The sequence below is a fragment of the Antarctobacter sp. genome (assembly GCF_048262615.1).
GTDB lineage: Bacteria > Pseudomonadota > Alphaproteobacteria > Rhodobacterales > Rhodobacteraceae > Antarctobacter.
This window is the reverse complement of the sequence record NZ_JBLXFB010000051.1, coordinates 1-11,575: the sequence shown is the minus strand read 5'-3', so window position 1 is coordinate 11,575 and position 11,575 is coordinate 1. Positions and strand designations below refer to the sequence as shown.

The window sequence follows — 11,575 nt, the reverse complement described above, 5'->3', positions numbered from 1 at the left end:
GCAAATTAGCCAAGGTCTTTCCCGCACCGCAGCAACCGTGCAAAGCCTGACAGGAAAGGCGCTCGCGACACCTTGAATCAACGATATTCTGCGATTGCGAACGGGTGTTTTTCCACAGAATCGGCGAAGAGCTGCCATTCGCTGCAAGTGAGAGAAAGAATGGCGTAGGTCGCGGAAGCTGACCAGCGCCAACTGGAGAACCCGGGTTGCCGTTCTGCGTTGCGATGGTCTGGTCGGAGCACAATCCGACAGAACCTTTCTTGATTAGTTCCTGGTAGAAGTTGTTCCTCTGCGGCCGCTCAGTGCCACGAGCTTGGATGCTGTCAGAAATACCGATGTTTGCATGAATTGCAGAAGAAATGCTGGCCGCAAACCGGCGTGGAAATCTCGGCGCTTTGAACGTGCTTAGCGGCCACAAACCCATTTGGCAGTACGACTCAAGGCGACGCAGTGCACTGCGGATGGAAATACCGCAGCGCCCCTGCAGCCAGTTCCTGCGTCAGCGAGAATGCAGTGGCCCTGCGCCCAAGCGCGGCCGATTGACCACAGTAGTGGGCGCTGAAATCTTGTTTTCCAATCGCTTCGGCCGCGTCGCGTATCGGGCCTGTTGCGGCAAACCCGTTGGGAAAATTCGGGGCGCTCTCCGAAATCGGTCCAAGATCATGAACCATTCGGTTGGCGAGCACTCTGGTTGGTCTGCCGGAAACCACATTGCAGACCATGGTTTCACTGTTGGCGGCGTCCTCCAGGGATCGCTGGTATATCGGGCTTATTTTGGCTTCGTCGGTATACAGATACGCCGTTCCGATTTGAACGGCGCTTGCCCCAAGTGCAAAGGCGGCGACAATGCCGCGCGCGTCGCCGATGCCGCCGGCCGCGATGATCGGGACGTCAACAGCGTCGGCGACCTGCGGCACCAAAGACAGAGTTCCCATCTGGCTGCCAAGGCTGTTGGTCAGAAACATGCCACGATGGCCGCCGGCCTCAAGGCCCTGAGCGATGATGGCGTCACAGCCATTGGCGGCCAGCCAGCGCGCCTCACTCACGGTCGTGGCGGAACTGATGATCTTGCAGCCGACCGCCTTGATCCGTGACACCAGCGCCGGGTCCGGCAGGCCGAAGTGGAAGCTGACAACTTTCGGCGCAAACTCTTCGACGATTGCGAAACGCGTCGCGTCGAAGGGATGGATGGGTCCGGGGGACAGAGTCTCGGGCGGCTCAAGCCCGTACTCGGTGTAGTAGGCAGAAAGCTTCGCGATCCAAGCGGCGTCGCGTTCCGGGTCATCCTTTGGGACGGCGTGGGCGAAAAAGTTCACGTTCAGCGGGCTGTCGGTCCTGTCCCACACTGCGGCCAGCAGATTGCGCAGGCGCGTTGGATCGAGGGTCGCGCAGGGCAATGAGCCAAGCCCGCCTGCCTCGCTGACCGCAAGCGCCATTTCAGGACCACTGGCCCCTGCCATTGGCGCTTGAATGATCGGCAAATCAATGGCGAACAGGTCGCGGATACGGTTGTCGGGCCACATGGCTGATTCCCTTCGTTAATCGCATTCAGGACGGTTTGACGCGCGGTGTGGGTGTCGTTTGAACGGGGCGCCCGACATTGCACACAGCGCTTTCAAGCGTTCCAAACTGCTCTCGGACCACGTGGTCTTGCGATGATAGAATTCTTCCGCTGCGGGAACGTCACGCGCGAGGATGTACCAAGGCTGTTTGGTGCCCGTGTAGATATGCACGTCGGGCGTCATCAGGGACGGGTCGTCCAAAGTGCCCACGCGCAGAAAGCGCAGGTGATCGCCCTGGTTGGTGATCAGGTAGTTGCTCCAGAGCGCGACCTTGCAAGAGGTGCATCGCGCGATACGCTGTCCGTGACCGCTGGGCGTGTCGAGAAGGGTTTCCTCGACCGTGCCGGACAAAACGATGACCCGATCTGCTTCGATCAACGCATTGACGGCGTTCGTGCTGCCGGTCTGCCTTTGGCAGAGCCGACAGTGGCAAGCGTGGACAATCAGCGGCTCAGAGGTCACGCGATAGCGCACCGCGCCGCATCCGCACCCGCCTTCGCAAAACGCTGCCTCTTCAACGCTTTTTTGGTCGGTCAACTGATTTTGGTTCTGGTACATGGCGGGTTCCTTCAGATCATGCTGCCCGTCGACCGCGGGTTTCTGCAATGTGCTGCGCAAGCACGCGGGCATCGTCGCCCACACCGTCGAGAAAGGTGGATCTCCGGGTCCGCAAGAACGGCAGCCCAAGGGCATAGAGCCCCGGCGCGACGATGCCGCCGTCGTGTCTCAGTCGACCCCTTTGATCGAAGACGGGGAGGTGAACCCACGACATTTCGGGCTGAAACCCCGAGGCCCAGACGATGGTCGAGATGGCGCCACTGGCCAGCGACAGGGCAAGGCGCGGAGTTTGCGGCACCGATGTCGGTGCGAAGCGACGTGGGGGCTCGGTTAAGTCCAGGCGGCACTGCGCTGCCCGGCCATCGATCGCCGCAAGCGCGCGGTTCATCTTGAGGTCGGACAGCTCCGCGGCATTGGCCAGCGCACCGGAGAACATTAGCGTCCCGTCGCGGTAGCCCACCAACCGGCCGGTGACTTCGACGCCCATCTCCTGAAGCGCGTTGAGGTCAAGGAACCGGCGGGACCGGTCGCCGACCAACTGCAGCGACGGAAGGGAGCGGACGCGGGCAATGTCGTCAACGTCGTCCAGCGTCGCCGAAAAGAGCCCGGCCTGCTCCATCAACCAGGTGATGTCATGGCCGCGATAGTGGCGCGGCATCCGGATGTGGTTGCCGGTCGCAAGGATAACGGGTCTGCCGGAGGCATGGATCTCGGCGGAAAGTTGCACGCCCGTGGCGGACGCGCCGACGACGAGAACACCGCCTGCAGGCAGGTCCGAGGGGTTTCGGTACGACAGGGGCGAGACTTGCGTGATCCACCGGGGTATGTCGCGAGCGAAATCCGGCATGGCGGAGCGATTGCATGCCCCGCTTGCCACCACCACGTTCGACGCGCGCCAGTTGCCCTTGTCAGTGGCAACGACGAAGGCCGAACCGTCCCGCGCGACCGACGTCACGGTGGTGCCGGTTTCGACCGGCGCGCAGGAGTGCATCGCATAGGAACTCAGGTAGGTGGCGACCTCGGGCATGATCATGTAGCCATGCGGATCGGACCCGGAATAGGCGAACCCCGGCAGGCGGCTTTGCCAGTTCGGCGATTGCATGGTGAGACTGTCCCACCGCTCATGAGCCCAGGAGTTGCCGACCTCTCCGCGTTCGAGCACCACGTGCGGCTCCGACCTCTCGGTCAGGCAATGGCTCATGGCAAGGCCCGCCTGTCCGGCACCGATGACCAGAGTTGGTATCCGTTTCATGTTCTTTGCCTTTCCAAGTGGGTCTCCGCCCGACCGATCGCGGGCGGAGGTTGATGTGTCAGGCGGCGCGGACGGCGACATTGGTCGGGTTGGTCAGAATGTCGAACATGGCCGAGCGTTTCTGCGATTGGGCGACCAGCGCGCGGATGTCTTCGTCGCTCGCATCGGCGTCGATCTCGAAGGTCACGCGGATCGTCGAGAAGCCGTTGCGGATCTCGGGGTCCATGCCGAGGATGCCGCGCACGTCGATGTCGCCTTCGACCGTCGAGCGGACCGAGCGAAGCTGGATCCCGCGATGTTGCGCCACCGCCGCGACACCGCCTGTGAGGCAGCTGGCAAGGGCCGCCAGGACGATCTCGGTCGGTGTGGCAGCGCGGTCATGGGCCGCGAAGACCTCGGGGTGATCGGCTTCGATTGTATAGCTCTGCTTGCGGGTATGCTCTTCGCCCAGGCCGAAATAGCCATTAATCGTGTTGACGTTGTACGTGCCTTCCTTCCATTCGCATGCGCTGCGAAAGGTGAAGGCCGCCGCCTGCGGCATCTCGGTGAATGCGCCGCGCGCGCCGATCAGCGCTTCGGTATTGACGCCGTTGTCGATGATTTGGGTGTGCATGGTCATTTCTTTTTCCTTTGGATTTGGGTTGGTTTGCGGGTGGATTTGGGTACCGCGGTCCGCCACGATTTTTTGCTGGCGGGCGTCATGTGGCGCGATGCGGGTGCGGGCCGCGAACCAGTCGCGGAAACCCCCGGGGCCGATTAGCCCCCGCAGTCGGGCAAAGCCGCTTCCGTACGGGGGTGCGGGCTTGAATTTGAATGTCTCGTGTTTCACGGCGCAGTCTCCTTGATGTCCGTTGCCTCCGGACGTTTCTGCCAAGGGCAGCCAGCGCAACGCCGCGACTGGCGCGGATTGCGTCAAACGGCGGCTAAGCCGGGTAGGAACGAATGGAGGGGTTGTCTCCAGCAAGACGCCAAAGCAGGCGTTTCGTGGGGGCAGATGTACTCTGCGGCACGACCCAAGGCTGCTTTACACAATGGAGCAACGCGCTATACCAAATGGAGCAAGTCGCTACATTTTCTGGAGTAGCTGTCATGTCGCACAAGTATGGTCAGTGGTGCCCGATCGCGAAATCCACCGAAATCCTCGGAGAGAAATGGACGATGCTGATCGTGCGCGAGCTCTTGATGGGCAGCACACGTTTCTCCGAACTGCAACGCGGGCTGGGTGCAATATCTCCGACATTGCTGACGCGCAGGTTGGCCACGCTTGAGGAATACGACCTCGTCTATAAACGCCAGATACAAGGGGGACGCGGCCACGAATACGTGCCGACGCCAAGCTGCAAGAAACTGCAACCCGTCCTGCTGGCATTGGGCGCCTGGGGAATGGAGTGGTCCAAGGCTTTCATGAGCGACGCCGATTATGACGTCGAATTGCTCATGCTTTACCTGCAACGTAGCGTGGTCACCGAAAACCTGCCGGACGGTAAAACCGTCGTGTTGTTCCAGTTCACCGATTTTCCCGAACAGCCGAAATGGTGGATCACGGCGGAGGGTGGCGCTGTCGACGTCTGCACCACCGATCCGGGACTGGACGTGGATGTTTTTATTACCACCAAGGTCCGTGCAATGGCGGATGCATGGTTGGGACGCACCAGTTATCGTGCAGCGAAAGCCTCCGGCGCGATGGAAATCATCGGCCCAACAGCCCTGACCCGTGATATTACGCTCTGGCTGTCCGACTGCATCTTTGCCAGCCTGCCGAACGCTGAAGACATCCTTGCTGCAGGCTGATGCGTCGATGCGGCAATCAGCAGTTTACCGGGATACCAAAGGAAGCTGCGTATTGGACAGATCGGCCCTGCCGCCAAGACAGGATGCTTCGACACGAAAATTCTTCGCAGATTTTCCGCTCTGCAAGCATCGCGGAAGGAGCGCAGTTCACACGGCAATGCGAAACCTCGGCTATTTCGCGTGCGCAGCGAATTTTCGATTTGGTGACGCTATTCTGCTGCTCGTCGGGGAACGACCGCAAAGGGCCGGAGGTTGATTATGTCGTCGTATAGCGCCAAAGCGTAGCTTGCGACGGCCGCTGTTTTCGCGAGCTACATTTCGGACTTGCGTGCAAAGACGGCGGCTGGTGCTGATAGCTCCGATTTGCCTTTTAGCCGATGTCGTACAGTCTTCGCGCGGCGGTTCCGTCCGACAATTCCCGCCACGAAATGTTGCGGGACCAGACGTCGGAATACCCGGTGCTGTTCTCGTGCTGGGTATGCGGCCAGTCGCTACCCCAGACGACGTGATCGTCAGGCAGTAGCTCCAGAAGTTCATCCGCATGAGGGCTGGTGTCGAAAGACGTACGGTAATGTGCGGCGAACTTGAAATATAGCCCGTTTCGGTCGGGAAGATCGGAGACGGCTTTGATCATCGGATCGTTGCTGGGGTCTGGCTCGGATGGCAGGCCGAAATGGTCGACGACCAGGTTCACTCCCTGATCTGCAAGCGCAGGAAGGATCGGAGCGAGGCGCGGGCCTTCCAGATGAAGTTCCAGGTGCAGGTCGCGGTCTCTCAGCTTGGCCAGAAAGCGCTGGGTCAGGGTCGCATCCAAGTCAGGCATGTTGGCTCCGCGCACAAGGTTCCATCGGACGCCGCGGATTCCGGAGTGCAAGAGGCGGTCTAACTCCTCGTCGCCCACGTCCAGGGGCACAACGCCGACACCGGCGAAACGCGATCGGTCCAGCTTTGTAAGTGCTGCGCACAACTCGGAATTGTCGGTGCCGAGGAAACTGACCTGCACGATCACGCCGCCCCGTAGGCCATGGGCCTTCTGGTTGGCCAGCCAATCGGCCAATGGCGCAGGCCGAGCGGGGATGTACCGCGCACCATCAATTGCGGTGACCGTTTCATAGACATGCGCGTGACAGTCGAACTGGATCATGAGGCCCTCCCAAGACAATTCATATATATGACTAGTTGACTGGATGGGTCAACATCGCTTAGAAGCTGCCTCGGGAGGACAACAATGAGCAACGGATTCGCCACGACTGACGCGCGTCTGCCGGCCTATGCCCGGCTGCGCGACACGCTGACAGCACGCATTGCTGCGGGCGACTGGACGCCGGATCAACCGATCCCCTCCGAAGCCCGCCTGGCGCGGGAATTTGACGTGTCCGTGGGCACGGTGCGCAAGGCGGTCGACGGGCTTGTGCGCGAGGGGTTGCTGGAACGCCGGCAGGGCTCGGGGACCTACATGCGTGCACCGTCGTTCAACGCCACGCTGTTTCGCTTCTTTCCGGTGCGAGACGGTGACGGCGCGCCGCTGTCGATTCCGCAAAGCCAGATGATCCTGCGCAGCCGGGCCGAGGCCCCCGCCGAGGCGGCTGAGGCGCTTGGCACCGGGGAGGTGATCAAGATCGTGCGCCTGCGCAGCCTGTCGGACCAACCGGTACTCTTCGAGGAAATCTACATTCCCCGGGCACGGTTCGCCGGGTTCGAGGAGCTGCCGGACACCGCGTTCGGCCCACTGCTGTACCCGACATATTTCGAGCATTTCGGTGTGCTGGTGAAGCGCGCGACGGATGAGGTGTCGTTCGGACGCGCCTCCGACGCGGTGGCCCAGAAATTGCGCGTCCAGACGGGCGATCCGCTGGCGGTGATCCGCCGCACAGCATTCGATGTCGAGGACAAACCTGTCGAATGGCGCATCGCCAGCGGCAGTGCCGAAGGCTTTCGCTATCGGAGCGAAATCAACTGACGACTTCAATTCAAAAGGGAGAGAGACCATGAAGATCAAGACCATCCTGCTCGGTCTGACGGCGACCGTGGCGCTGGCCGCCCCGGCACTGGCAGAATACCCCGAGCGCGCCATCGAACTGACCATTCCGGCCGGCGCAGGGGGCGGTACCGACACCAGCGCCCGCAAGCTCGCGATCCTGTTGGAGGAAAAACTGGGCACTTCCATCGCGGTTCTCAACGTGGGCGGTGGCGGCGGTTCGGTCGGCGCATCGCAGTTCATGCAGGCCAAGCCGGACGGTTATGCGTTGTTCGCCACATGGAACAGTCCTTTGACCACGGTGCCGCAGGTGCAGAACGTGGCCTATTCGCTCGATAGCTTCACGCCAATCGCCTCGACCTCGGAGACCGCGTACACTCTCTGCGTTAAATCCGATTTCCCGGCCACCACGGGAGAGGAATTCCTTGCGGAACTTGCGGCCAACCCCGGCAAGTACACCTATGGAAACGACGGCATCGGTGGCACCATGCAACTGGCGGCAGAGCGGATTTTTCAAGCCAAGGGGATCGAGGCCATCGCCATTCCCTTTGGCGGGGCGGGCGAGACTCTTCAGAACTTTCTCGGCGGCCACGTGGACATCTACGGCGGCTCGATTTCGACCGTTCTTCCTTACGTAGAGAGTGGCGAGGCCAAGTGCCCGTTGGTGACGTCCGCCGCCGATGTGCCGGCGCTGCCGGGTGCTACGGGGCTTGAGGCGCTGGGGCTTGGCGACAAGGAAACGCTTTTGTGGCGTGCCATCCTCGGACCGAAGGGCTTGGATCCGGAGATCGTGAGTAAACTGGCGGATGTGATCGACGAGGCGGTCAACGACCCATCCTACGTCGAGTTCCTGGCCACCAAGGGCGAAGTGCCCCATGTGGTCAAGGGCGACGAATTGGGTGCGCGGTTGCAGTCGGAATACGACGCACTGGCCGAAGTGTCCAAGAACCTCGGGCTCTGAGCCATGGAGAAGCGTCAGGATTTCGTGCTTGGTCTGCTCTTTGTCGGACTTGGCATTGCTGCAGCCTGGATGGCAACTGATTACAACGGGGCCAGTGGGAATTACCCGATGGTGCTTGGCCTGATCCTGGCGCTTCTTGGCGGGGCGGTGACCGTGCGGGCTGTCCGCTTCGGTCGGAACGAGGCGCGGGCGCTGATCGATGCGCCTGCGCAGATGATCATCGCGGCGGTGATCGCGACGATCTACGTGGCGCTGGTGGTGCCCCTGGGTTTTTACACCGCGTCATTCCTCCTGATGCTGGCACTGCCCATGGCGCTGGGTTTCCGCCAAGCCGTCTATGCTCTGGTCGTGGCGCTGGTCTTCATGGTTCTGATTTACCTCGTCTTCTCGGTGCTGCTGGAAAAGCCGCTGCCGCGCGATGCCCTTTTGTCCCTCTTCGCATCCGGAGCCTGACATGGAATTCTACACCGGCGCGCTTGCTCACGTCCTGTCATTCTGGCCGCTTGTGGCGATGATCGGCGCCACGCTGCTCGGTGTCTTTATCGGCGCGCTGCCGGGACTGAACCCGGTTATGGCAATCGCGCTTTTGCTGCCGCTGACCTATTCGATGGATCCGCTGGTGGCGCTCGCGATGGTTGCGGGCATCTACAACGGGTCGATGTATGGCGGCGCGATCCCGGCGATCCTGCTGCGCATTCCCGGTACGCCCGCCTCGATCGCCACCACTTTCGACGGCTTCCCGATGGCCGACAAGGGCGAGGCCGCCAAGGCGCTGAAGATCGCTTGCTGGTCGTCGGCGGTGGGCGGCATCGCCAGCGCCATCGCGCTGATGACGGTCGGACCGCTGCTGGCGCGGGTGACGTTGTTCTTTGGTCCTGCAGAGTATTTCTGGATAGCGATCTTCGGCATGGCTTCGGTCGGTGTCATGGTCGGATCGGACCCGGTCAAGGGGATCATGGCCGCGGTGCTGGGCTTGCTTGTCGGCACAATGGGGATCGACAATCTCTCGGGTCAGGCGCGCTTCACCTTCGGCCAGACCTGGCTTCTGGGCGGGCTCGACCTGATTGTTGTGCTGGTGGGGCTATACGCTTTGCCGCCGGTGCTGCAGCTGGCCGAGAAAGCCGATCTCAAGGGGCTGTCGGCGGCGCAACTCAAGCTGACCAACGTGCCCTTCAAACCCGGCGAGGTACGTGGGCTGCTGCCAACCTGGCTGCGCGCCTCCGGTATCGGAATCGGTGTTGGCATCCTGCCCGGCGCGGGCGGCAATATAGCGGCCTTCCTCAGCTACAACGCGGCCAAGAACGCCTCGGACGACCCGTCGAGCTTCGGCAAGGGCAACCCGCAGGGCGTGGCGGCGGCGGAATGCGGCAACAATGCAGACAACGCCGCCTCGATGATCCCAGCGCTCGCGCTCGGCATCCCGGGCAACGTGGTCGCGGCCCTGGTGCTGAGCGCGCTGACCATCCACGGGCTGCAGCCTGGCCCGCAGTTGTTCCACCAAAACCCGGTGCTGGTCGGCGGATTCATGATGGAAATGTTGCTGACCTCGGTGCTGATCTTCGCTCTCGGAGGTGCCGTCGCGACCCGTGTCTTTGCCCAGTTCCAGCGCCTGCCGGGCGTGCTTCTGGTGCCCTCGATCCTGATCCTGATGTGCCTGGGCGTATATGTCATAAACGGCCGCCCGGTCGACCTCTGGGTCATGCTCGCTGCCGGTCTCGTCGGGTATTTTCTGGAGAAGGTCAACGTCCCCCTGGCGCCAATCATACTTGGCATGATCCTCGGCCCGATGGCCGAACAGAGCGTCCGCCGCGCCCTGCTGATCAGCCGCGGCGATGCAACCGAACTTTTGACCCGCCCGATCTCGGCCGTGCTTGCCATTGCGACCCTCCTCGTGATCGTCTGGCCAATCGCCAAGGCGATGCGCCGTCGGCGTGTCACAAGGGGGGCGTGAGCCGGAGAACTTCCGCTCTGAACTTTGCGGCCGCCGGTTCGTGGCGGAAGGACCGGTTTGGTGAAGCTGCGCTGCAGCAATCGCAGTTGCGATGATCGTCCGGACTGGGCCGAATGCGATTGCAAGTTGTTCTATGACGCCAAGAAACCGCAATCTTCACGCGAACCCCATCAACGACGACCACGGCCAACCCAAACCAACCCAAACCAAAGTACACCGAGTCCCCAAAAACCTCACTGCCCCCCAAAATTCTAAACAAACCCTAAATTCGTCCCTGTAACCCCTTGATTCTGCATTCCCCCTAAGCTGTCCACGCGTGGACACCCCATTTCCCCTCATCGAAACGGATACATCCAGACCCGATAATCCTCGACCAGAACCTCCGCCCTTTTCCGCTCCTCCCGGCCCATCCTCGGGGTCAATTCCTCTAGCGAATCCGGCGCGTCCACGTCCCCCCCGATGGCCGAGAGAGCATACCAAAGATAGGCCCGCACTAGGTCCGGCGCGGGCATCCCAAGCCCCAGTTCATAATACCACCCCAGCCCCGACTGCGCCCCCGGATGCCCCTTCATAGAGGCCCTCAGATACCACTCGAACGCCCGCTCCGGATCCTTCTCCACGCCCAGCCCCAAGGCATACATCACCCCGATCAATTCCTCCGCGTCGGCATTGCCAGACCGCGCCAGCACCCGGAACTGATCCATCGCGGCGGAAAACTCCCCCGCTTCCATCAAATCCCGCGCCTCCTCCAGATCGGCGGCAAAAACAGGACTTGAGAGCGCCAGCAACCCTGCCAGAATGATCCCATGCGCCTGTCTCATGCCCTGCATCTGATCTGCCTCCTCATCCTCACCGGCCCATCACGGGCCGACCCCATCACGATGGATGATTTCCTGCCCACCGACCCGGCGCAAGCCCGCTTGGGCCAGCTTTTGTTCTACGACCCCATCCTCAGCGGCAATCGCAACATTTCCTGCGGCACCTGCCACCACCACAGCCTCGCCAGCGGCGACGGTCTCAGCCTTGGCATCGGCGAGGGCGGGCACGGCCTTGGACCTGATCGAACCCCCGGAACAGGCCCCGAAGCGATCCGCAAACGCATCCCCCGAAACGCCCCTGCCCTGTGGAACCTCGGCCACAAATCCGTGCGCGTTCTCTTTCACGACGGTCGGCTGGAAATTTCGGACCAATACGGCAACGGCTTTGACAGCCCGGCAGAGGAGTGGCTGCCGCAGGGCCTGAACAGCATCCTCGCTGCGCAGGCGCTCTTTCCGCTGACCGCCCAGTTCGAGATGGCAGGCAACGTGGGCGAAAACGACGTGACCGGCGCGGTCCATGACCGGATCGACCTCGGCTGGCCCATCATTGCCAAACGGGTGCGGACGATCCCGGAATACGGCGCGCTGTTCGTCGAGGCCTTTGACCATATCGACGCCCCGGCAGAGGTCAGCATCGTCGAGATCGGCAATGCTCTGGGCGCCTTCATGGCCGCCGAATGGATCAGCATCGACAGCCCCTATGA

The 11,575-nt window shown here is 61.8% G+C and carries 12 protein-coding genes; 6 read left to right on the top strand and 6 right to left on the bottom strand.

Translation table 11 applies throughout. The features are described 5' to 3' along the window. Positions 1 to 437: 437 nt before the first annotated feature. From ACN0S5_RS23600 to ACN0S5_RS23585, 4 genes are read right to left on the bottom strand one after another with little or no spacing between them, the layout of a single operon-like run. A complete protein-coding gene (locus tag ACN0S5_RS23600) occupies positions 438 to 1,523 on the bottom strand; it encodes an NAD(P)H-dependent flavin oxidoreductase (RefSeq protein WP_417211682.1) in 1,086 nt (361 codons plus the stop codon). 15 nt (positions 1,524 to 1,538) lie between these two features. After that, on the bottom strand, positions 1,539 to 2,120 hold the full coding sequence (locus tag ACN0S5_RS23595; RefSeq protein ID WP_417211681.1) for a GFA family protein: 582 nt from the start codon (positions 2,118 to 2,120) through the stop codon (positions 1,539 to 1,541). A gap of 16 nt (positions 2,121 to 2,136) precedes the next feature. Continuing rightward, positions 2,137 to 3,372, bottom strand: coding sequence for an NAD(P)-binding domain-containing protein (locus ACN0S5_RS23590; protein ID WP_417211680.1), 1,236 nt, complete (start codon positions 3,370 to 3,372; stop codon positions 2,137 to 2,139). A gap of 58 nt (positions 3,373 to 3,430) precedes the next feature. Next, the gene (locus ACN0S5_RS23585) at positions 3,431 to 4,201 is read right to left on the bottom strand and encodes an OsmC family protein (protein WP_417211679.1); all 771 of its coding nucleotides are present in this window, start codon (positions 4,199 to 4,201) and stop codon (positions 3,431 to 3,433) included. 260 nt (positions 4,202 to 4,461) lie between these two features. Between ACN0S5_RS23585 and ACN0S5_RS23580 the strand changes: the two genes are divergently transcribed. Beyond that, entirely contained in the window at positions 4,462 to 5,163 is a 702-nt protein-coding gene (locus ACN0S5_RS23580; protein ID WP_417211678.1) for a winged helix-turn-helix transcriptional regulator, read from the top strand. A 370-nt stretch (positions 5,164 to 5,533) separates the two neighbouring features. On the opposite strand, the gene ACN0S5_RS23575 is transcribed toward ACN0S5_RS23580, so the two are convergent. Then, positions 5,534 to 6,307, bottom strand: a complete 774-nt coding sequence (locus ACN0S5_RS23575; protein WP_417211677.1) for an amidohydrolase family protein — start codon at positions 6,305 to 6,307, stop codon at positions 5,534 to 5,536. Positions 6,308 to 6,391: 84 nt separating this feature from the next. On the opposite strand from ACN0S5_RS23575, the gene ACN0S5_RS23570 reads away from it, so the two are divergent. The 4 genes from ACN0S5_RS23570 to ACN0S5_RS23555 are packed head-to-tail and all read left to right on the top strand — an operon-like array spanning position 6,392 to position 10,053. Continuing rightward, positions 6,392 to 7,123 (top strand): GntR family transcriptional regulator, encoded by a 732-nt coding sequence (locus ACN0S5_RS23570; RefSeq protein ID WP_417211676.1) that lies wholly within the window; start codon positions 6,392 to 6,394, stop codon positions 7,121 to 7,123. A 28-nt stretch (positions 7,124 to 7,151) separates the two neighbouring features. Beyond that, positions 7,152 to 8,102 (top strand): tripartite tricarboxylate transporter substrate binding protein, encoded by a 951-nt coding sequence (locus tag ACN0S5_RS23565; RefSeq protein ID WP_417211675.1) that lies wholly within the window; start codon positions 7,152 to 7,154, stop codon positions 8,100 to 8,102. Between the two features lie 3 nt (positions 8,103 to 8,105). Next, positions 8,106 to 8,555, top strand: coding sequence for a tripartite tricarboxylate transporter TctB family protein (locus ACN0S5_RS23560; protein WP_417211674.1), 450 nt, complete (start codon positions 8,106 to 8,108; stop codon positions 8,553 to 8,555). Between the two features lies 1 nt (position 8,556). Further along, positions 8,557 to 10,053 (top strand): tripartite tricarboxylate transporter permease, encoded by a 1,497-nt coding sequence (locus ACN0S5_RS23555; protein ID WP_417211673.1) that lies wholly within the window; start codon positions 8,557 to 8,559, stop codon positions 10,051 to 10,053. Positions 10,054 to 10,388: 335 nt separating this feature from the next. On the opposite strand, the gene ACN0S5_RS23550 is transcribed toward ACN0S5_RS23555, so the two are convergent. Beyond that, positions 10,389 to 10,883 carry a tetratricopeptide repeat protein gene (locus ACN0S5_RS23550; protein WP_417211672.1) on the bottom strand — a complete coding sequence of 165 codons (495 nt, stop codon included), beginning with the start codon at positions 10,881 to 10,883 and terminating at the stop codon, positions 10,389 to 10,391. Between ACN0S5_RS23550 and ACN0S5_RS23545 the strand changes: the two genes are divergently transcribed. Beyond that, the coding region (locus ACN0S5_RS23545; RefSeq protein ID WP_417211671.1) for a cytochrome-c peroxidase at positions 10,860 to 11,575 on the top strand (716 nt) is incomplete at its 3' end. The genes ACN0S5_RS23550 and ACN0S5_RS23545 overlap by 24 nt on opposite strands.

Bases quoted from the DNA above. Each gene is read 5' to 3' on its own strand.
- ACN0S5_RS23560 (WP_417211674.1), top strand. From the start codon at position 8,106: ATGGAGAAGCGTCAGGATTTCGTGCTTGGTCTGCTCTTTGTCGGACTT.
- ACN0S5_RS23570 (WP_417211676.1), top strand. From the start codon at position 6,392: ATGAGCAACGGATTCGCCACGACTGACGCGCGTCTGCCGGCCTATGCC.
- ACN0S5_RS23565 (WP_417211675.1), top strand. From the start codon at position 7,152: ATGAAGATCAAGACCATCCTGCTCGGTCTGACGGCGACCGTGGCGCTG.
- ACN0S5_RS23550 (WP_417211672.1), bottom strand. From the start codon at position 10,883: ATGCAGGGCATGAGACAGGCGCATGGGATCATTCTGGCAGGGTTGCTG.
- ACN0S5_RS23580 (WP_417211678.1), top strand. From the start codon at position 4,462: ATGTCGCACAAGTATGGTCAGTGGTGCCCGATCGCGAAATCCACCGAA.
- ACN0S5_RS23595 (WP_417211681.1), bottom strand. From the start codon at position 2,120: ATGTACCAGAACCAAAATCAGTTGACCGACCAAAAAAGCGTTGAAGAG.
- ACN0S5_RS23555 (WP_417211673.1), top strand. From the start codon at position 8,557: ATGGAATTCTACACCGGCGCGCTTGCTCACGTCCTGTCATTCTGGCCG.
- ACN0S5_RS23590 (WP_417211680.1), bottom strand. From the start codon at position 3,372: ATGAAACGGATACCAACTCTGGTCATCGGTGCCGGACAGGCGGGCCTT.
- ACN0S5_RS23575 (WP_417211677.1), bottom strand. From the start codon at position 6,307: ATGATCCAGTTCGACTGTCACGCGCATGTCTATGAAACGGTCACCGCA.
- ACN0S5_RS23600 (WP_417211682.1), bottom strand. From the start codon at position 1,523: ATGTGGCCCGACAACCGTATCCGCGACCTGTTCGCCATTGATTTGCCG.